Raw genomic sequence first — 20,701 nt, 5'->3', positions numbered from 1 at the left:
TGGGCCCATGCAGATCGAGCACCGGTACGCCCTGTCCCTCGAGTGGACCGGCGACCGTGGATCCGGCACGTCGGACTACCGCTCCTACGGTCGCGACCACGTCGTGCGCGCCGCGGGGAAGCCCGAACTGCTCGGATCGGCCGACCGCCCGTTCCGCGGGGACGTCGACCGCTGGAACCCCGAGGAGACCCTCATCTCCGCGCTCGCCCAGTGCCACCTGCTCAGCTACCTGCACGCGGCCGCCATGGCGGGCGTGGTCGTCGTCGACTACCGCGACGAGCCCACCGGCACCATGCGGCAGACGGACGACGGCGGCGGGCACTTCGTCGAGGTCACCCTGCGGCCCGTCGTCACCGTGCGGGATCCCGCGCACGTCGAGCTCGCGACCTCGCTGCACGCGGGCGCATCCGAGCGCTGCTTCATCGCGTCCAGCGTCAACTTCCCCGTGCGCCACGAGCCGCGCACGGTGCTCGCGGCCGACGCGGGCGCCTGATCCGACGCGCCGCGTCGCGCGCCCGGCGAGCGGATGCGTGCCGTCGCGTCCGCGCTTGTCAGGCGGACCCCGGCCGGGTCGGGCAGACTGTGCGAGTCCCTCCCACAAACCTGGTGCGTCCGGCGCGCCGACGAAAGCGACTCACGTGAAGCGACGCATCCCCCTCACCCTGGCCGCGGCCGCCATCCTCGCGCTGTCCGCCTGCTCCAGCAGCGGCACGCCGAACGCGGATCCGTCCGCGAGCCCGACGGCCGGCGCGCGCACCGCGGGGGCCTCCTGCATCGACACGCCCTCGGGCGACGCGTCGAAGTCGGTCAAGGTCTCCGGGGACTTCGGCAAGGCCCCCGAGGTCACGGTCGACGCCCCGCTCACGGTCGACACGACCGAGCGCACCGTCGTCACGCAGGGCGACGGCGCGGAGGTCGGCGCGGGCGCCACCGCGAACATCGCGCTCGCCGCCTACAACGGCACGACCGGCGAGGCCATCGCGCAGCTCGCCTACAACGCGGACTCCCCGCTCCCGGCCACGCTCGACGACAGCGCGCTCGTCCCCGGCGTCGTCCGCGCGGTCGAGTGCACCACGGTCGGATCGCGCATCGTCGCGGTGGTCCCTGCCGCCGACGGATTCGCCGCCGAGCAGGCGTCGACGCTCGGCCTCGGCGCCGACGACCCCATCGTCATCGTGGTCGACGTGCTCAGCCAGGTCCCCACGCGCGCCGACGGCGCGGACCAGCCCGCGCCGGAGGGCTTCCCCACGGTCACCCTCGCGGACAACGGGGCGCCCACCATCACCATCCCGGACGCGGCACCGCCGACGGAGACGAAGATCGCGAACCTCAAGGTCGGCGACGGCGCCGAGGTCACCGACGGCGCGAACGTCACGGTGCAGTACACGGGCATCAACTGGAACACCAAGAAGGTCTTCGACTCGAGCTGGGACAAGGGCGCCAAGCCCGTCTCGTTCCAGACGAGCGGCGTCATCCCCGGCTTCACGAAGGCGCTCGTCGGCCAGAAGGTCGGCTCGCAGGTCATCGCGATCATCCCGCCCGCCGACGGCTACGGCGACAAGGGCTCCGGCGCGGACATCGGCGGCACCGACACCATCGTGTTCGTCGTCGACATCCTCGGCACCCAGTCCGCTCCGGCCCAGTAGGACGAGCCGTGCGCCGCGTCATCATCCTCGGATCCACGGGCTCCATCGGCGTGCAGGCCCTCGAGGTCGTCGCGCGCCACCCGGAGCTGTTCGAGGTGGTGGGGCTGGGCGCCGGCAGCAAGCGCGAGGCGCTCGCCGAGCAGGCGCGCGTCGCGGGCGTCGAGCACACGGCCCTCGGGGCGGACGAGGCCGAGCAGCTCATCCGCTCGGTCGATGCCGACGTGGTGCTCAACGGCATCACCGGATCCGTGGGGCTCGGCCCCACGCTCGCCGCGTTGGAGGAGGGCCGCACCCTCGCCCTCGCCAACAAGGAGTCGCTCATCGTCGGCGGCGAGCTGGTGCGCGGTCTCGCGGCGCCCGGCCAGCTCGTCCCCGTCGACTCGGAGCACTCGGCCATCGCGCAGGCGCTCCGCGGCGGGACGGCCGAGGAGGTCAGGCGCCTCGTCGTCACCGCGTCGGGCGGCCCGTTCCGCGGCCGCTCGCGCGCCGAGCTCGCCCACGTCACCCCGCGCGAGGCGCTCGCGCACCCCACCTGGGACATGGGCCTCGTCATCACGACGAACTCGTCGACGCTCGTCAACAAGGGCCTCGAGGTCATCGAGGCGCACCTGCTGTTCGACGTGCCGTACGAGCGGATCGACGTGGTCGTGCACCCGCAGTCGATGATCCACTCCATGGTCGAGTTCATCGACGGGTCGACGCTCGCGCAGGCGTCCCCGCCGGACATGCGCCTCCCCATCGCCCTCGGGCTGAACTGGCCGCACCGGATGCACGACGTCGGCGTGCCCATCGACTGGACCCGCGCCGCGACGTGGACCTTCGAGCCGCTCGACGACGACGCGTTCCCCGCCGTGCTGCTCGCCAAGCAGGTGGGGGCCGCCGGATCCACGTACCCGGCCGTCTACAACGCGGCGAACGAGCAGGCCGTGCAGGCGTTCCACGCGGGACGGGCGGGGTTCCTCGACATCGTCGACACCATCCGCCGCGTCGTCGACGCCCACGCCCCGGCGTCCGGCCGGCTCACGCGCGCGTCGCTGGCCGAGGCGGAGCGCTGGGCGCGCGCCGAGGCCGACCGCGTGCTCGGGGTCTGACCCGACCCTCCCGGGGATCCGACGCCGCACGCTGACGCCGCGGATCGCCCGGATCGCCCGGATCCGACCCGCGATCCCGGACGGGCTGGCGCGCTCAGCCCGGGGCGCGCGTTCCCCGGCTCAGCCGTTCCCCGGCTTGCCGGGCCCGCCGTTGCCGTTGCCGTTGCCGTTGCCGTTCCCGGGGGCGCCCGGCCCGGCGTCCCCGCCGCCCGGGGCGCCGGGTCCGTCGTCGCCCGGCGTCGGGCTCGCGCTGGGCGTGGGGGCCGGCGTCGTCGTCCGCGTCGGGCTCGGCGTGGGCGACGGCGAGGGCGTCCGCGAGGGGGACGGCGACGGCGACGGGCTCGGCGACGTCGACGGCGTGGGGGTGGTCGCCGCCGCGTCGCGGGCCGCCTCGAGCTGCGCCCGCACCGCGTCGATGCGCGCGATGACCTCGTCGTGCCGCGCCTGGTCGATGGATCCGTCGGCGAGGTCGGCCTCGACGGCCGCCCGCAGCTCCTCGAGCTGCGCGAGCGCCTTGGCGTAGTCGCCGTCGGCGGACGACTGCGTGACGGACTGCGTGCGCTGCTGCAGGTCGTCGAGCGCGCGGTCCTCCGGCGTCGACGATCCCGCGCAGCCGGCGAGGAGGAGCACGGCGGTGGTCATGGTCGCGAGGCCGAGGACGGCACGCCCGCGGAGCGCGCGCCGTCCGGAGCCGGGCGTCGGGCGGGTCGATGTGCGGATCACGGGGCGTCCTCCACGCTCTTCTGCAGCTCCTCGAGGCTGGCGCCGAGGGGACCGGGGACCGACGGGTAGGCGGTGTCGTGGGTCTGCAGCGACTGGACGGTGACGACGCCCACGACCGCCGCCGCCGCGATCAGCACGGACACGACGGCGATGCTGATGGCCCGGCCGCCGCGGCGCTTCGCCGGGACGCGATCCGCGCCGGAGCGACCCGCCGGGGACGTGATCGCCGTCGGGTCGTCGCCGCGCGCGACGGGCGCGGCCATCGCCGCGGCGAACCGCTCGGTCCGGGCGTCCCGATCCGCGGACGGCGCGAGGTCGGCGGCAGCCCCCGCTCCGGTGTGGGCGGCCGCGGCCGCGGCCGCCGGCATCACCCGCGTGGACGTGGCCGTCGGCGCGTCCACCGCGGACCCGGGCGCTCGCCCGGTCCGCAGCTCCGCGGCGACCTCGCGCGCGGTGGGCCGCGTCGCCGGATCCCGTCGGGTCATGCGTCCGAGGAGGTCCACCCACGAGGCGCCGAGGCGCGCGGGGATCTCCGGGTCGCGCACCACGCGCGCCATCGTCGACTCGGCGGCCGTGCCCGGGAACGTGCGGCGGCCGGTGAGGCACTCGAGGAGCACGAGGCCGAGCGCGTACACGTCGGTCGGGGCGCCCACGTCCTCGCCGAGCGCCTGCTCGGGGCTGAGGTAGCTCACGGTGCCGACGATGGATCCGGTCGACGTGAGGCGCGTGCCGTCCACGAGGCGGGCGATGCCGAAGTCGGTGAGCTTGGCGGCGGCCGGCTCGTCGTCCTCCTCGGGGCGCGCGAGCAGCACGTTCGCGGGCTTCACGTCGCGGTGCACGACGCCGCGGCGGTGGATGTAGCCGAGCGCGTCGCTCAGGATCCCGCCGATGCGCGCGACCTCGGGGCCGGGCAGCGGCCCCTCCTTCATGCGGTCGGCGAGCGTGGTGCCGTCGACGATCTCCATGACGATGAAGGCGAGCACGCGGTCGCGGACCACATCGTCGCCCACGTCGAAGAGGGTCACGAGGCCGGGGTGGCTGAGGCCCGCGAGCATGCGCACCTCGCCCTCCTGGCGCTCGACCTCGGCGGGGTCGGCGGAGTCGGTCGCGAAGACCTTGACGGCGACCTCGCGGCCGAGCGTCTCGTCGGATGCGCGGTACACGGTGGCCATGCCGCCGCGTCCGAGCAGACCGCTGATGCGGTAGCGGCCGGCCAGCAGGGTGCCGGCGAGCGGGTCGGGCCGTTCTCCGGGCATGGGCGCACCTCTCGTCACGGGCTCCCAGACTAGCCCGGGGCTCCTGAGCGCGGCCCGCCCGACGCGGGCCGTCCTCGGCGACTGGCTGCCTGCGGATCCGCGCCACGGCGGCGTCCGCCCAGGGTCCGGGAGGTAGCCTCTCCCACCATGGACGGCGTCTTCCTCTACATCCTCGGGGTGCTCATCATCGTGGTCGGCGTCGCCGTGTCCATCGGCCTCCACGAGGTCGGGCACCTGGTGCCCGCGAAGCTCTTCGGCGTGCGCGTCACGCAGTACATGATCGGCTTCGGGCCGACGATCTTCAGCCGCCGCAGGGGCGAGACCGAGTACGGCGTGAAGGCCATCCCGCTCGGCGGCTACATCTCCATGATCGGCATGTTCCCGCCGCAGAGCTCGCGCGCCGGCACGAGCAGCACGGGGATCGCGCAGCTCGTCGGGCCCGACAGCCGCCGCGGCGCCGACGCCGCATCCCCGGCCGCCCCCGACGGCGACGACCGCGCCGGCCGCGGCTTCTTCGACCTCCTCGTGCAGGACGCGCGTCAGGCCAGCGCCGAGAGCGTCGGCGACGAGGAGGACCGCGCGTTCTACAAGCTGCCCGTCCCGAAGCGCATGGTCATCATGCTCGGCGGCCCGGCGATGAACTTCCTCCTCGCGATCGTGCTGTTCGCGATCGTGCTCTGCGGCTTCGGCGTCACGACGCCCACCACCACGGTCGGCCAGGTGAACGCGTGCATCGTGCCCGCCGGATCCACCGCCTCCGCCGACGCCGCCACCTGCCCCGCCGGCGCCCCCGAGGCCCCGGGCGCGGCGGCCGGCCTCCAGCCCGGCGACACGATCGTCAGCATCGACGGCACGCCGGTCACCGCGTGGGACCAGGTGACGAGCACGGTCCAGGTGTCCGCGGGCAAGGAGCTCGACGTCGTCGTGGAGCGCGGTGGCGCCCGCCAGACGCTGGCCATCACGCCCGTGCTCACGGAGCAGGCCGTCATCGGCCAGCGCGGCGCCCCCGAGGTCGACGAGCAGGGGAACCCGGTCACGCGCGAGGTCGGCCTCATCGGCTTCAGCCCCACGCAGGCCGTGCAGCAGCAGCCTCTCTCCGCGGCCTTCACCACCACGGGCGAGAACATGGCCGCGGTCGGGAACCTCATCCTGAACCTCCCGCAGCGCCTGGTGGACGTCGGTCGTGCCGCGTTCGGCGGCGGCGAGCGCGACCCGAACGGCCCGATGAGCGTCGTCGGCGTCGGCCGCGTCGCCGGCGAGATCGCGAGCCTCGACGAGACGCCCGTCGCGTCGCGCGCCTCGGCCATGATCGGCCTGGTCGCCTCGCTCAACGTGGCGCTCGGCATGATCAACCTGCTGCCGCTCCTGCCGCTCGACGGCGGGCACGTGCTCGGCGCGATCGTGGAGGGCGTCCGCCGCTTCTTCGCGAAGATCCGCGGCCGGCGCGACCCGGGCCCGGTCGACGTCGCGAAGCTCATGCCGCTGACGTTCGTGGTCGTCATCGTCTTCGGCGCCATGAGCGCCCTGCTGATCTTCGCCGACCTGGTGAACCCCGTCCGGCTCACCTGACGTCGCCCAGCGCCTGACCCCGCCCCGCGCCTGACCCCGCCCCGCGTCCGACGCCGTCCGCGCCCCCGACGCACCGGGCGCGCAGGAATCGGACGTAGGCTCTTCCCGTGCCAGCAGTCAATCTCGGAATGCCGAAGGTCCCTGAGGTCCTCGCGCCCCGCCGCAAGACCCGTCAGATCAGCGTCGGCAAGGTGAAGGTGGGCGGGAACGCCCAGGTCAGCGTCCAGTCGATGACGACCACGCAGACCACCAACATCAACGCGACGCTCCAGCAGATCGCCGAGCTCACGGCCACCGGCTGCGACATCGTGCGCGTCGCGGTGCCGCACCAGGACGACGCGGACGTGCTGCACATCCTGGCGAAGAAGAGCCAGATCCCGATCATCGCGGACATCCACTTCCAGCCCCGCTACGTCTTCACGGCCATCGACGCCGGCGTCGGCGCGGTGCGCGTGAACCCCGGCAACATCCGCAAGTTCGACGACCAGGTCGGCGCCATCGCGAAGGCCGCCAAGGCCGCGGGCACCTCGATCCGCATCGGCGTCAACGCCGGATCCCTGCACCCGAGCCTCCTGCAGAAGTACGGCAAGGCCACGCCCGAGGCGCTCGTCGAGTCCGCCGTGTGGGAGGCCAGCCTCTTCGAGGAGCACGACTTCCACGACTTCAAGATCTCGGTCAAGCACAACGACCCCGTCATCATGGTGAAGGCCTACCGCCTGCTCGCCGAGCGCGGCGACTGGCCGCTCCACCTCGGCGTCACCGAGGCCGGCCCCGCGTTCCAGGGCACCATCAAGAGCGCCACGGCGTTCGGGATCCTGCTCTCCGAGGGCATCGGCGACACCATCCGCGTCTCCCTCTCCGCGCCGCCGGCCGAGGAGGTGAAGGTGGGCCTGCAGATCCTGCAGTCGCTCAACCTCCGCGAGCGCAAGCTCGAGATCGTCTCCTGCCCGAGCTGCGGCCGTGCCCAGGTCGACGTCTACTCGCTCGCCGAGCAGGTCACCGAGGGCCTCAAGCACGTCAACGTGCCGCTGCGCGTCGCCGTCATGGGCTGCGTCGTGAACGGGCCCGGCGAGGCCCGCGAGGCCGAGCTCGGCGTGGCGTCCGGCAACGGCCGCGGGCAGATCTTCGTCAAGGGCGAGGTCATCAAGACCGTCCCCGAGGCCGAGATCGTCCAGACCCTCATCGAGGAGGCCAACCGCCTCGCCGCGGAGATGCCCGCGGGATCCATCGGCAGCCCCGAGATCCTCGTCTAGCCCCACCCCTCCCCACCCGCCCGCGCAGGCGGCCGTGCGTCCGCGCGCGCCGGCTGCGCGTAGGCTCTGCTAGTCGTCCGCCCGGCGGACCGCCCCACGAACTGAGGATGCTGTTGAACGGTAACGCCACTTTCCGGCATCGGAACACCTCCCTGCTGGGGCTCGCCAGCGTCCTCGCCCCCCACACCGTCACGTCGGTCGAGATCGACGACCGCCTCAAGCCCGTGCTCTCCCGGCTCCGTCTCCCCACCGGACTCCTGCAGCGCGTCGCCGGCGTCCTCGAGCGCCGCAACTGGGACACGTCGATGTCCTTCGACGCGGCCGCCACCGAGGCCGGGCGCATGGCGCTCGCGCAGGCCGGCGTCCAGCCGTCGCAGATCGGGCTGCTCATCAACACGTCCGTGACCCGTGCGCACCTCGAGCCGAGCGTCGCCGTCAGCATCCACAACGGCCTCGGGCTGCCGTCCTCCGCCCTCAACTTCGACATCGCCAACGCGTGCCTCGGCTTCGTCAACGCCATGACGCTCGCGGGCCACCTCATCGACTCGGGCCAGATCGACTACGCGATGATCGTCGACGGCGAGGACGCCGGCGAGATCCGCCACAACACGGTCGCGCGCCTGCTCCGCCCGGAGACCACGCGCGCCGACTTCCTCAGCGAGTTCCCGAGCCTCACGCTCGGCGCGGGCGCCGCGGCGGCGGTGCTCGGCCGCACGAGCGACCACCCCGAGGGGCACCGGATCCTCGGCGGCGTCACGCGCGCCGCCACCCAGCACCACGAGCTCTGCATCGGCGACGTGGACGGCATGTTCACCGACACGAAGGAGCTGCTCCGCGGCGGGATGGAGCTCGTCGTCGACGCGTGGAAGGAAGCCGCGCAGGACGACTGGGACTGGTCCGACATGGACCGCTACATCCTCCACCAGGTGTCGGACGTGCACACGAACGCGATCGTCAAGGCCGCGAAGCTCGACAAGTCGCGCGTGCCGCTCACGTACCCGCGCTACGGCAACGTCGGTCCCGCGAGCATCCCCATCACGCTCGCCGAGCAGGCGGACAGCCTCAGCCGCGGGGATCGCGTGCTCTGCATGGGCGTGGGCTCCGGCCTCAACACGGCCATGACCGAGATCCTCTGGTAGCCGCGGCGTGAGCGCGTCGACCGCGGTCGCCCCGGCGACCGTCCCCGTGGCGGGCCCCGACGGGCGGCCGCTGCCCGGCCTCGACCCCGCCTGGTCGCGCGTCGTGCGCGCGGGCGGGCACGGCTGGCACCTGCTCGACACGGGAGAGCGGCTGGCCGCGACGGGCGCGCCCGTCGCGGGGACCATCCTCTGCGTGCACGGCAACCCGACCTGGTCGTACCTCTGGCGGGGCATCGCGGCGGAGTCGCTGGCGCGCGCCGAGCGGGATCCGTCGGCACCGGCCTGGCGCGTTGTCGCCGTCGACCAGCTCGACATGGGCTTCTCCGAGCGGACGGGCACGGCGCGCACCCTGCCGACGCGGCTCGACGACCTGCAGGCGCTCACGGACGAGCTGGGCCTGTCGGGATCCGGCGCCACGGCGCCCGTGGTCACCCTCGGCCACGACTGGGGCGGCGTCGTCAGCCTCGGCTGGGCGCTCCGCAACCGCGGCGTGCTCGCCGGCGTCATGGCGCTCAACACGGCCGTGCACCAGGAGGAGGGCGTGCCCATCCCGTGGCCGCTGCGCCTCGCGCTCGCGACGGGGATCCACGACGCCGCCACGCGGGGCACGCCCGGGTTCCTCGCCACCACGCTCGCCCTCGCGCACCCGCCGCTGGACCCGGCCGTGCGCCGCGCGTTCGCCGCGCCGTACCGAGGGGCGTCCCGCCGCGCCGGGATCCGCGGCTTCGTCGCCGACATCCCCGTCGGCCCAGCGCACCCCAGCCACGCGACCCTCACGTCCATCGCCGAGGGGCTCCGCGACCTCGACCTGCCGGCCCTGTTCGTCTGGGGCCCGCGCGACCCGATCTTCAGCGACGTCTACCTCTCCGACCTCCTCGAGCGCCTGCCGCACGCCGACGTGCACCGCGTCGAGGGCGCGGGCCACCTCGTCGCCGAGGACCACGACTACGCGTCGACCGCGCTCGACTGGCTCGCGGACCGGATCGCGCCCGGATCCGCGCCCGCCGCGCGTCCCGCTCCCGCGGCCGACCGCGACGCCGCGCCGGTCCGCCTGCTCGGCGCCCTCCTCGAGGAGCTGCGCGACAGCGACGACCCCGTCCTCGTGGAGATGGCGCCGCGCGGCGGCGGCGGTCCGCGCACCGTCTCCTGGCGGCTGCTCGCGCGCCGCGTCCGCGAGATCGCGGCGGGCCTCCACGCCCGGGGGATCCGCGCGGGCGACCGCGTCTCGCTGCTCGTGCCGCCGGGCGCCGACCTCACCGCCCTCCTCTACGCGTGCCTCCGCATCGGCGCGATCGTCGTGGTCGCCGACGCCGGCCTCGGCGTGAAGGGCCTCGGACGCGCGGTCGCGGGATCCCGTCCCGACATGGTCGTCGGCATCCCCGCCGGCCTCGCCCTCGCGCGCACCCTCGGCTGGCCGGGGGAGCGGATCTCCGTCACGACCCTCGCGCCGCCGGTCGCCCGCGCGCTGGGGGTCGCGGCGAGCCTGCCGGAGATCGCCCGCGGGGGCCGCGCGCAGGTCCTCCCGCCCGAGCCCGCGGCCGACGACGACGCCGCGATCCTCTTCACCTCGGGATCCACCGGCCCCGCCAAGGGCGTCGTCTACACGAACCGCCAGCTGGCCGCCCTCCGCGACGTCCTCGGCTCCCGCTTCGACGTGGGCGTCGGCACGGGCCTCGTCGCGGGCTTCGCGCCCTTCGCGCTGCTGGGCCCCGCGCTCGGCGCGACGAGCGTCACGCCCGACATGGACGTGACCCGCCCGCGCGACCTCACGGCATCCGCCCTCGCGGTCGCGGCCCGCGCGGCCGACGCCACGGTCGTCTTCGCGTCGCCGGCGGCGCTGGCCAACGTGGTCGCCACGGGCGACGCGCTCACGGCCGACGACCGCGCGGCGCTCGGCCGGGTCCGGTCGCTGCTCTCGGCCGGCGCCCCGCTCGCGGAGGCGCTGCTCACGCGCGCCGCCGCGCTGATGCCGGCCGCCGAGGTCCACACCCCCTACGGCATGACCGAGGGCCTGCTGCTCACCGACGTGACGCTCGAGGGGATCCGCGACGCCGCCCGCCGCGGCGACGCCGGCGTCTGCGTGGGCACGCCCGTCGACCCGGTGGACATCCGCATCAGCCCGCTCGACGCCGACGGCGCCGCGACCGGAGCGCTCACGTCCGAGCCCGGCGTCACGGGCGAGATCGTCGCCGCCGCCCCGCACGTGCACGACCGCTACGACCGCCTGCACGTGACCGACCGCGCGGCCCGCCGCGACTCGGCCGACGGGATCCGCCGCCACCGCACGGGCGACGTCGGCCACCTCGACGCCACGGGCGCGCTCTGGGTCGAGGGCCGCCTGCCTCACGTGATCACCACGTCCGCCGGCGTGCTCACCTCCGTCGGCCCCGAGCAGCGCGCCGAGACCGCGCCGGGCGTCGGCCGCGCGGCCGCCGTGGGCGTCGGGCCCGCGGGCGTGCAGCAGCTGGTGCTGGTCGTGGAGACCACGCCCGCCGCGCGACGCGTCGGCCTCGCGGACCCCGGCCTCGCCGCCGCCGTGCGCGCCGCGGTCGGCGTCCCGGTCGCCGCCGTGATCGTCGTCCCCGTCCTGCCGACCGATGTCCGCCACAACTCGAAGGTCGATCGCGCGGGGCTCGGCCGCTGGGCGGCCGGGATCCTCGCGGGCGGGCGGGTGAGCGCCCCGTGATCGTCCTCGTCACGGGCGCGAGCGGGATGCTCGGCCGCGCCGTGGCCGAGCGACTCGCCGCCGCCGGACATGCCGTCCGCACCTTCCAGCGCCAGCCGTCCGGCCTCGCGGCGAGCGGCACGGAGCCGGTGCCGGGATCCGTCGTCGACCTCCGCGGCAGCGTCACGGACCAGGCCTCCGTCGTCCGCGCCGTCGACGGGGTCGACGCGGTGATCCACCTCGCCGCCAAGGTCTCGCTCGCGGGCGACCCCGCCGACTTCCGCGCCGTCAACGTCGAGGGCACGCGCGGGCTCCTCCGGGCGGCGCGCGCGGCGGGCGTCTCCCGCTTCGTCCACGTCTCCTCGCCGTCGGTCGCGCACACGGGCCTCTCGATCACGGGCGACGGCGCCGGACCCGCGGACCCGGTGCGCGCCCGTGGCGACTACGCGCGCACCAAGGCCGAGGGCGAGCTCATCGCGCTGGCGGCCGACGATCCCGCGATGCGCGTGCTCGCGGTCCGCCCCCACCTCGTCTGGGGCCCGGGCGACACGCAGCTCGTCGCCCGCATCGTCGACCGGGCCGCCCGCGGACGCCTGCCCCTCCTCGGCCACGGCGCCGCGCTCATCGACACGGTCTACCGCGACAACGCCGCCGACGCGATCGTCGCCGCGCTCGACGCCGCGGACACGGCGCACGGTCGCGCCTACGTCGTCACCAACGGCGAGCCGCGCCCGGTGGCCGAGTTGATCGCGGGCATGTGCCGCGCGGCCGGCGTGCCCGCGCCCCGGATCCGCGTGCCCGCCGCCCTCGCCCGCGCCGCCGGGGGAGCGGTGGAGCGCGTGTGGGCCGTGCGCCCCGGATCCGACGAGCCGCCCATGACCCGCTTCCTCGCGGAGCAGCTCTCCACCGCGCACTGGTTCGACCAGCGCGAGACCCGCCGCGCGCTCGGCTGGACCCCGGCCGTCTCCCTCGACGAGGGCTTCGAGCGCCTCCGCCTCTCGTACGCCGTCGCGCGCTGAGCGGGCCCGGGCGGATCGCTAGGCTGATCCGGTGTCCACACGCCTCTCCAAGCTCTTCGTCCGCACCCTCCGGGAAGACCCCGTCGACGCCGAGGTCGCCAGCCACCGCCTCCTCGTGCGCGCCGGCTACATCCGCCGCCAAGCCCCCGGCATCTTCGCCTGGCTGCCGCTCGGCCTCCGGGTCAAGAACAAGGTCGAGGCCATCGTCCGCGAGGAGATGGAGCGCATCGGCGCCCAGGAGGTGCACTTCCCCGCGCTCCTGCCCGCCGAGCCGTACCAGGCGACCGGCCGCTACGACGAGTACGGCCCCGGGATGTTCCGCCTCGAGGACCGCAAGCGCGCGCCCATGGTGCTCGCGCCCACGCACGAGGAGTTCTTCGCGCTGCTCGTGAAGGACCTCTACTCGAGCTACAAGGACCTGCCCCTGTCGATCTACCAGATCCAGGACAAGTACCGCGACGAGGCCCGCCCCCGCGCCGGCATCCTCCGCGGCCGCGAGTTCACGATGAAGGACGCCTACTCCTTCGACCACACCGACGCCGGCCTCGCCGTGAGCTACCAGGCCCAGCGCGACGCCTACGAGCGGATCTTCCAGCGCCTCGGCCTCGAGTACGTCATCGTCGCCGCCGACGCGGGCGCGATGGGCGGGTCCAAGAGCGAGGAGTTCCTGCACCCCACGCCCATCGGCGAGGACACGTTCGTGCGCAGCCCCGGCGGCTACGCGGCCAACGTCGAGGCCTTCACGACGCTCGTCCCCGAGGCGATCCCCATCGACGGGCAGCCCGCCGCGCGCGTCTTCGACTCGCCCGACACCCCCACGATCGCCACCCTCGTCGACCTCGCGAACGCCCGCGAGCCCCGTGAGGACGGCCGCGCCTGGACCGCCGCCGACACCCTGAAGAACATCGTCCTCGCGCTCACCCACCTGGACGGCACGCGCGAGCTCGTCGTCGTCGGGATCCCCGGCGACCGCGACATCGACCTCAAGCGCGCCGAGGTGGCTTTCTTCCCCGCCGAGGTCGAGCCCGCCACCGAGGGTGACCTCCAGAAGCAGCCCGGCCTCGTGAAGGGGTACATCGGCCCGTGGTCGCCCGAGGGCCCCGTGCTCGGATCCACGTCGGCCACGAAGGTGCGCTACCTCGTCGATCCCCGCGTCGTCGACGGCAGCTCGTGGATCACGGGCGCCAACGTCGCCGGGAAGCACGTGCTCTCGCTCGTCGCCGGACGCGACTTCACGCCCGACGGCGTGGTCGAGGCCGCGGACGTGCGCGACGGCGACCCCGCGCCCGACGGCTCCGGCCCGATCAGCACCGCGCGCGGCACCGAGATCGGCCACGTCTTCGAGCTCGGCCGCATGTACGCGGAGGCCCTCGGCCTCAAGGTGCTCGACGAGAACGGCAAGCTCGTCACCGTCACGATGGGCTCCTACGGCATCGGCATCACGCGCAACCTCGCGCTCGTCGCCGAGGCCACGCAGGACGGTCGCGGCCTCCTCTGGCCCGCGTCCATCAGCCCGTTCGACGTGCACGTCGTGATGACCGGCAAGGGCGACGAGATCGCCTCCGCATCCGAGGAGCTCGTCGACGCGCTCGACGCCGCGGGCCTCGACGTGCTCTTCGACGACCGCCCGAAGGTGTCGCCCGGCGTGAAGTTCGGCGACGCCGAGCTCATCGGCGTGCCCACCATCGTCATCGTCGGCCGCGGCGCCGTCGACGGCATGGCCGAGCTCTGGGACCGCCGCACGAACGAGCGCACGCCCGTCGCGCTCGCCGACGTCGTGGGCGCGCTCACCGCCGACCGCTGATCCGCACCGCGCCCCCGCTCGAGGCTGCCCGACCCCTCCCGGTCGGGTAGCCTCGAGTGTTTCCAACCGAATAGAGGAGTCGCACCGTGGACATCGACCTGAGCGTCTTGCGCCTGATGGAGCGCGAGCGCGAGATCCCGTTCGAGGAGCTCGTCTCGATCATCGAGCAGGCCATCCTCACCGCCTACCTCAAGCACACCGACCAGGCCGACGCCAAGCCCGTCGCCGACGGCGTGCCCCCCGCCCGCGTGCACCTGGACCGCAAGTCCGGCCACGTCTCCGTGCACGTCCCCGAGCTCGACGAGGACGGCCTCGTCATCGGCGAGTCCGAGGACAGCCCGAGCGACTTCGGCCGCATCGCCGCGTTCGCCGCGAAGCAGGTCATCAACCAGCGCCTGCGCGACATCGGCGACGACCGCATCCTCGGCGAGTTCAAGGGCCGCGAGGGTGACATCGTCGCGGGCGTCATCCAGCAGGGCCCGAACCCGCGCATGATCCACGTCGACCTCGGCACCATCGAGGCGATCCTGCCGCCCGAGGAGCAGGTGCCCGGCGAGAAGTACGTGCACGGTTCACGCCTGCGCGTCTACGTCACGAGCGTCTCGCGCGGCGCCAAGGGCCCGCAGATCACGGTCTCGCGCACGCACCCCTCGCTCGTCCGCAAGCTGTTCGCGCTCGAGGTGCCGGAGATCGCGCAGGGGCTCGTGGAGATCGTGTCGCTCGCCCGCGAGGCCGGCCACCGCACCAAGATCGCGGTGCGCGCGACCGAGCCGGGCATCAACGCCAAGGGCGCCTGCATCGGCGAGCTGGGGCAGCGCGTCCGCGCGGTCACGGCGGAGCTCAACGACGAGAAGATCGACATCGTCGACTACTCCGAGTCGCTGCCCGTGTTCGTCGGCAACGCGCTCTCGCCCGCCCGGGTCACGAGCTCGTTCGTCATCGACCAGGCGACCAAGGCCGTCCGCGCGCTCGTGCCGGACTACCAGCTGTCGCTCGCCATCGGCAAGGAGGGCCAGAACGCCCGACTCGCCGCCAAGCTGACGGGCGCGAAGATCGACATCCAGCCCGACTCGATCCTCGAGGGCGACGACTGAGCGCCGCCCGCCAGGACCCGGCCTCCCCGCCGCCGGACGGAGGGGGTAGTATGGATCCGGTAAGAACGTGCGTCGGCTGTCGTCGACGTGCCCCGAGGTCCGCTCTTCTGCGGATCGTCGCCGATCCCCCCACCCGCTCCCTCGTCCTCGACGAGCGCGCGGTCAAGGGCGGCAGGGGCGCGTGGATCCATCCGACCATCGAGTGCATCGACAGAGCGATCGCGCGGCGTGCCTTCGGGCGGGCCCTGCGGAGCGACGCGGCGCTCGACCCCGCAGCTCTTGGGGGACTACGAGAGCGGCTCGCGGCCCAGCCGAGCGCGCGAGCATCCGAGAGAACAGGCTGAACGGCACATGGACAACTAATGAGCGGCTCGAAATGAGATCCGTCCAGCACTAGCGGTCCCCTCCTGCCTGGGAGAGGACCCCCAGACAGGAGAACAGTGGCAAAACCACGCGTACACGAGATCGCCGCCGAGATCGGCGTCGACAGCAAGACCGCACTCGCCAAGCTCAAGGAGATGGGCGAGTTCGTCAAGGGACCGTCGTCGAGCATCGAGCCCCCCGTGGCCCGCAAGCTCAAGGCGGCCCTCGAGGCGGCCGGCGTCACCGGACAGGCTTCGGCTCCCGCCGCAGCCCCCTCGTCCGCCCCGCGGCCCGGAGCCCGTTCGTCGGCCCCGAAGCCCGGCGGACGCCCCACCCCCGGCCCGCAGCCCACGGCCGCTCCCGAGGCGGAGGCGCCCGAGGCGTCCGACGTGCCGGTCCCGGCCCAGCCGCTGACCGTCGCGGAGCGCCAGGCCCAGGCCGAGGCGAGCCGCAAGGCCGCCGCGGAGGAGAAGGCGCAGGCCGAGAAGTCGGCCGCGTCGGCCACCCCCGACGCGCCGGCCGCCGAGACCCCGAGCGCCCCGCGCCCGGACGCCGGCAGCGCGTCCGCCCCCTCGAACGGCATCCCGCGCCCCGGGATCCCGCGTCCGGCGGCCCCGCGCCCCGGCAACAACCCCTTCGCGAGCAACCAGGGCATGGGCACCAAGCCCCGCCCGGGCAACAACCCGTTCGCGAGCAACCAGGGCATGGGCCAGCGCCCCGCCGCGGGAGCCGCAGGCCCCCGTCCGGCCGCTCCCCGTCCCGGATCCCCCCGCCCGGGCGCCCCGCGCCCCGGCGGCGTCGGCCAGGGTGCACGCCCGGCCGGCTTCGGCCAGCGTCCCGCGGGTGCGGGTCGTCCCGGCGGAGCACCCGGCGGAGCGGGACGCCCCGGCGCCCCCGCGGCCGGCGGCTTCCAGCGTCCGGCCGGCGGCTTCGCCGGTCGTCCCGGTGGCGGCGGCCGTGGTCGCGGCCCCGGCGGCGGCACCGCGGGTGCCTTCGGTCGCGGCGGCGGCAAGAGCAAGTCGCGCAAGTCGAAGCGGACGAAGAGGGCCGAGTTCGAGCTGCGCGAGGCCCCGTCGCTGGGTGGCGTCAGCGTCCCCCGCGGCGACGGCAACACCATCGTCCGCCTGCGTCGCGGCGCGTCCATCTCGGACTTCGCCGACAAGATCGACGCGAGCCCCGGCAACCTGGTGACCGTGCTGTTCCACCTCGGTGAGATGGCCACGGCGACCGAGTCGCTCGACGAGGCCACCTTCGAGGTGCTCGGCACCGAGCTCGGCTACAAGATCCAGGTCGTCTCCCCGGAGGACGAGGACCGCGAGCTGCTCGAGGGCTTCGACATCGACCTCGACCAGGAGCTCGAGGACGAGGACGACGACGTGCTGGAGATCCGGCCGCCCGTCGTCACCGTCATGGGCCACGTCGACCACGGCAAGACGCGCCTGCTCGACGCCATCCGCAACGCCAACGTCATCGAGGGCGAAGCGGGCGGCATCACGCAGCACATCGGCGCGTACCAGGTCTGGGCGCCGCACGAGGGCTACGAGCGTGCCATCACCTTCATCGACACCCCGGGCCACGAGGCGTTCACCGCCATGCGCGCCCGTGGTGCGCAGGTCACCGACATCGCGATCCTCGTGGTCGCGGCCGACGACGGCATCATGCCGCAGACGGTGGAGGCCCTGAACCACGCCCAGGCGGCGAACGTGCCGATCGTGGTCGCGGTCAACAAGGTCGACAAGGAGGGGGCCAACCCCGCCAAGGTGCGCCAGCAGCTCACCGAGTACGGCCTGGTCGCCGAGGAGTACGGCGGAGACGTCATGTTCGTCGACGTCTCGGCGCTCACCGGCAAGGGCGTGGAGGACCTCCTCGAGGCCGTCCTGCTCACCGCCGACGCCGGCCTCGACCTGCGCAGCAACCCGAACAAGGACGCGCGCGGCGTGGCCATCGAGGCGCGCCTCGACAAGGGCCGCGGTGCGGTCGCGACCGTCCTCATCCAGTCGGGCACGCTCCGCGTGGGCGACGCCATCGTTGCGGGCACGGCCTACGGCCGCGTCCGGGCGATGATGGACGAGAACGGCGACGCGGTCCACGAGGCCTACCCCTCGCGGCCCGTCCAGGTCCAGGGCCTCTCGTCGGTCCCCGGCGCGGGCGACACCTTCCTCGTCACCGAGGAGGACCGCACCGCCCGTCAGATCGCCGAGAAGCGCGAGGCCGTCGAGCGCAACGCCCAGCTGGCCAAGGCCCGCAAGCGCATCAGCCTCGAGGACTTCACGCGTGCGCTGGAGGAGGGCAAGGTCGAGTCGCTCAACCTCATCATCAAGGGCGACGTGTCCGGTGCCGTCGAGGCGCTGGAGGAGTCGCTCATGAAGATCGAGGTGGACGACTCCGTGCAGCTGCGGATCATCCACCGCGGCGTCGGAGCGGTCACCGAGAGCGACGTCAACCTGGCGACGATCGACAACGCGATCATCATCGGGTTCAACGTCCGCCCCGACCCGAAGGCCCGTGCACGTGCGGCTCGCGAGGGCGTCGACATCCGCTTCTACAGCGTCATCTACTCGGCGCTCGAGGAGATCGAGTCGAGCCTCACGGGCATGCTCAAGCCCGAGTTCGAGGAGGTCCAGTCCGGCGTCGCCGAGATCCGCGAGGTGTTCCGTTCCTCCAAGTTCGGCAACATCGCGGGTGTCATCGTCCGCTCGGGCACCATCACCAGGAACGCCAAGGCGCGGGTCATCCGCGACGGCGTGGTGGTGGGCGACAGCCTGGCGATCGAGTCGCTGCGCCGGTTCAAGGACGACGTGTCCGAGGTCCGCACGGACTTCGAGGCGGGCATCGGCCTCGGCAAGTTCAACGACATCCAGATCGGCGACGAGATCGAGACGATCGAGATGAAGGAGAAGCCGCGGGTCTGACCCCGGCCGATCCGGGCCCCGCTCCCCACCAGGGGAGCGGGGCCCTCCCCGTCCCGCCACCCGCGGGGCACGAGCACGACGCCGGACGAGCACGCCCGGCGAGCAGCGTCACGGAAGGACGTCGACCATGGTCGATCACGCGAGGGCCAGGAAGATGGCCGACCGCATCAAGGAGATCGTCGCGCGCAAGCTCGACCGGGGGATCAAGGACCCGCGTCTCGGATTCGTGACCGTCACGGACGTGCGCGTCACGGGCGACCTGCAGCACGCCAGCATCTTCTACACGGTCTACGGCACCGACGAGGAGCGCGCCGACACGGCGGCCGCCCTCAAGTCCGCCACCGGCATGCTCCGCAGCGAGGTGGGAAAGAACATCACCGCGCGCCTCACGCCGTCGCTCGAGTTCATCCTCGACGGCGTGCCCGAGAACGCGGCCGCGATCGACGCCCTCCTGGAGGAGGCCCGCCGCCGCGACGCCGACGTGCAGGCGCAGGCGAAGGCCGGCGTCTACGCCGGCGAGGAGGACCCGTACGTCAAGCCCCGCGTAATCGGGGAGGACGAGGACGACGACGACGAGGACGAGGACGGCGACGACGACCGCCCGGCGCCCGGGTACGAGCCCGCGCAGTGATCCATCCGGCCGGTCGGCGTCCGCGTCGGCCGGCCGCCGTGCGTCAGCTCGGCAGGGCGTACGTGCCGTCGGGCTGGCGCACCGCGAGCCCGTCGGCGAGCAGGCCGTCGAGCGCGCGTTCGCGCTGCACGGGCTCCGGCCACGCCGTCGCCAGGTCGGCCGCGCTCACGGGGGAGTGGCTCGACCGCAGCTCGGCGAGCAGGAGGCCGCGCACCTGGCGGTCGGATCCCTCGTACTTCTTCTGCACCACGCGCGCCGGCCCGTCGTAGGCCGGGTACCCGGCGGCGCGCCACGCGCACAGGTCGCGCACCGGGCAGTCGTCGCAGCGCGGCGCGCGCGCCGTGCAGACCACCGCGCCGAGCTCCATCGCGCCCGCGTTGAACAGGCGCGCCTCGGCGAGGTCGTCGGGCAGCTGCGCCTCCATGGCGGCGAGGTCGGCCTTCGTGCGCGCGGGACCGGGATCGCCCTGTCCGGCGACCGCGCGCGCGAGCACCCGGCGCACGTTGACGTCGACGACGGGGTGCCGGTGCCCGAACGCGAACGCCGCGACCGCGCGGGCCGTGTACGGGCCGATGCCAGGCAGGTCGAGGAGGGCGTCGACGTCCTCGGGCACCACGCCGCCGTGCCGCTCGACGATCGCGACCGCGCACGCGTGCAGGTTGAGCGCGCGCCGCGGGTAGCCGAGCCGGCCCCACGCGCGGACGGCCTCGCTCGCGGGCGTCGAGGCGAGGGCTGCCGGCTCGGGCCAGCGCGCCAGCCACTCCTCCAGCCGCGGGATCACGCGGACCACGGGCGTCTGCTGCAGCATGAACTCGCTGACGAGGATGCCCCAGGATCCGAACCCCTCGTGCCGCCAGGGCAGGTCGCGGGCGTTCTCCCGGAACCACGCGGTGATCCGGGGGGCGAGGGCGGTCTCCGGCATCCGGACAGCGTACGAGACGATGAGCCTAGGCTCGGCCCATGCCCCTGTACCGCGCCTCCCGCGCCGAGGTCCTGGCCTCGCTCGCCGACGAGTTCCTCCACAACTACGGCCGGGGGCGCGCGTTCCTCGCGGTCGACGGCGGGCCGCTCGCGGATCCCGTGGGCGTCGCGCACGACCTCGCGGACGTGCTGCGCGCGGACGGGCGCGGGGCGCACGTCGCCCGGGCCGCCGACTTCGCGCCCGACGGCGGCGCCGTCGACGCGGACGCCCTCCGCGACGGGCTCGTCCGGCCGTTCCGGAAGCCCGGAAGCGCGTTCGCGTTGCGGCCCGGCGGCGACGCCGTGACCGACGCCCCCGACGACGCGGTGCTGATCGTCGCGGGCGACGCCCTCCAGGCCCCGGAGCTCCGCGGGCTCTGGAACGCCGTCGTCTACCTCCTGCTGCCCGACGAGCCGCTCGCGACCTCGGGCGGCGACGCCGGATCCGCCGCGCAGGAGGCGCACGCGCGCTACGTCCGCCAGGTCAACCCGCGCCGGGCCGCGACCATGATCGTCGACGTCACCGATCCCGAGCTCCCGCGCCGGGTCTTCGCCGACAGCTGCTGACCCGCTCCG

General features: G+C 74.2%; 17 protein-coding genes. 14 read left to right on the top strand and 3 right to left on the bottom strand.

Features of this window, described 5'->3' with window-relative positions; translation table 11 throughout:
* Positions 1–7 precede the first annotated feature (7 nt).
* From ITJ40_RS13815 to ITJ40_RS13805, 3 genes are all read left to right on the top strand, one after another.
* Complete coding sequence (locus ITJ40_RS13815) at positions 8–493, top strand: OsmC family protein (protein WP_194667620.1); 486 nt, start codon at positions 8–10, stop codon at positions 491–493.
* 145 nt (positions 494–638) lie between these two features.
* Positions 639–1,646: an FKBP-type peptidyl-prolyl cis-trans isomerase gene (locus ITJ40_RS13810; protein ID WP_194667619.1), complete on the top strand. Its 1,008-nt coding sequence runs from the start codon at positions 639–641 to the stop codon at positions 1,644–1,646.
* An 8-nt stretch (positions 1,647–1,654) separates the two neighbouring features.
* Positions 1,655–2,737: a 1-deoxy-D-xylulose-5-phosphate reductoisomerase gene (locus ITJ40_RS13805; RefSeq protein WP_194667618.1), complete on the top strand. Its 1,083-nt coding sequence runs from the start codon at positions 1,655–1,657 to the stop codon at positions 2,735–2,737.
* A 120-nt stretch (positions 2,738–2,857) separates the two neighbouring features.
* Here ITJ40_RS13805 and ITJ40_RS13800 read toward each other — a convergent pair whose 3' ends face one another.
* Together ITJ40_RS13800 and ITJ40_RS13795 are read right to left on the bottom strand one after the other, a co-directional pair.
* Positions 2,858–3,460 (bottom strand): hypothetical protein, encoded by a 603-nt coding sequence (locus tag ITJ40_RS13800; protein WP_194667617.1) that lies wholly within the window; start codon positions 3,458–3,460, stop codon positions 2,858–2,860.
* Positions 3,457–4,716, bottom strand: coding sequence for a serine/threonine-protein kinase (locus ITJ40_RS13795; protein ID WP_194667616.1), 1,260 nt, complete (start codon positions 4,714–4,716; stop codon positions 3,457–3,459). The genes ITJ40_RS13800 and ITJ40_RS13795 overlap by 4 nt, the downstream gene beginning before the upstream one ends.
* A gap of 147 nt (positions 4,717–4,863) precedes the next feature.
* On the opposite strand from ITJ40_RS13795, the gene ITJ40_RS13790 reads away from it, so the two are divergent.
* The 10 genes from ITJ40_RS13790 (at position 4,864) to rbfA (ending at position 19,165) form a co-directional block, all read left to right on the top strand.
* Positions 4,864–6,285 carry an RIP metalloprotease gene (locus ITJ40_RS13790; RefSeq protein WP_194667615.1) on the top strand — a complete coding sequence of 474 codons (1,422 nt, stop codon included), beginning with the start codon at positions 4,864–4,866 and terminating at the stop codon, positions 6,283–6,285.
* 107 nt (positions 6,286–6,392) lie between these two features.
* Positions 6,393–7,538, top strand: coding sequence for a flavodoxin-dependent (E)-4-hydroxy-3-methylbut-2-enyl-diphosphate synthase (ispG, locus tag ITJ40_RS13785; protein ID WP_172405931.1), 1,146 nt, complete (start codon positions 6,393–6,395; stop codon positions 7,536–7,538).
* A 107-nt stretch (positions 7,539–7,645) separates the two neighbouring features.
* Positions 7,646–8,677 (top strand): 3-oxoacyl-ACP synthase III, encoded by a 1,032-nt coding sequence (locus ITJ40_RS13780; protein ID WP_194667614.1) that lies wholly within the window; start codon positions 7,646–7,648, stop codon positions 8,675–8,677.
* A gap of 7 nt (positions 8,678–8,684) precedes the next feature.
* On the top strand, positions 8,685–11,363 hold the full coding sequence (locus ITJ40_RS13775; protein WP_194667613.1) for an alpha/beta fold hydrolase: 2,679 nt from the start codon (positions 8,685–8,687) through the stop codon (positions 11,361–11,363).
* Positions 11,360–12,361 carry an SDR family NAD(P)-dependent oxidoreductase gene (locus tag ITJ40_RS13770; RefSeq protein WP_194667612.1) on the top strand — a complete coding sequence of 334 codons (1,002 nt, stop codon included), beginning with the start codon at positions 11,360–11,362 and terminating at the stop codon, positions 12,359–12,361. The genes ITJ40_RS13775 and ITJ40_RS13770 overlap by 4 nt, the downstream gene beginning before the upstream one ends.
* A 31-nt stretch (positions 12,362–12,392) precedes the next feature.
* Positions 12,393–14,165, top strand: coding sequence for a proline--tRNA ligase (locus ITJ40_RS13765; RefSeq protein WP_194667611.1), 1,773 nt, complete (start codon positions 12,393–12,395; stop codon positions 14,163–14,165).
* 86 nt (positions 14,166–14,251) lie between these two features.
* Complete coding sequence (nusA, locus tag ITJ40_RS13760; protein ID WP_045528674.1) at positions 14,252–15,259, top strand: transcription termination factor NusA; 1,008 nt, start codon at positions 14,252–14,254, stop codon at positions 15,257–15,259.
* Positions 15,260–15,309: 50 nt separating this feature from the next.
* A complete protein-coding gene (locus ITJ40_RS13755; protein ID WP_194667610.1) occupies positions 15,310–15,603 on the top strand; it encodes a YlxR family protein in 294 nt (97 codons plus the stop codon).
* Between the two features lie 96 nt (positions 15,604–15,699).
* Complete coding sequence (infB, locus tag ITJ40_RS13750; protein ID WP_194667609.1) at positions 15,700–18,534, top strand: translation initiation factor IF-2; 2,835 nt, start codon at positions 15,700–15,702, stop codon at positions 18,532–18,534.
* Positions 18,535–18,661: 127 nt separating this feature from the next.
* Positions 18,662–19,165, top strand: a complete 504-nt coding sequence (gene rbfA / locus ITJ40_RS13745) for a 30S ribosome-binding factor RbfA (RefSeq protein ID WP_194667608.1) — start codon at positions 18,662–18,664, stop codon at positions 19,163–19,165.
* A 43-nt stretch (positions 19,166–19,208) separates the two neighbouring features.
* On the opposite strand, the gene ITJ40_RS13740 is transcribed toward rbfA, so the two are convergent.
* The gene (locus ITJ40_RS13740) at positions 19,209–20,087 is read right to left on the bottom strand and encodes an A/G-specific adenine glycosylase (RefSeq protein ID WP_194667607.1); all 879 of its coding nucleotides are present in this window, start codon (positions 20,085–20,087) and stop codon (positions 19,209–19,211) included.
* A 38-nt stretch (positions 20,088–20,125) separates the two neighbouring features.
* Between ITJ40_RS13740 and ITJ40_RS13735 the strand changes: the two genes are divergently transcribed.
* Entirely contained in the window at positions 20,126–20,692 is a 567-nt protein-coding gene (locus tag ITJ40_RS13735; protein WP_194667606.1) for a hypothetical protein, read from the top strand.
* Positions 20,693–20,701: the final 9 nt, after the last annotated feature.

Origin of the sequence: Clavibacter sp. VKM Ac-2872 (assembly GCF_015351105.1) — a bacterium.
GTDB lineage: Bacteria > Actinomycetota > Actinomycetes > Actinomycetales > Microbacteriaceae > Clavibacter.
Note: the sequence above shows the minus strand (reverse complement) of the source record. Positions and strands in the feature narration are given on the sequence as shown.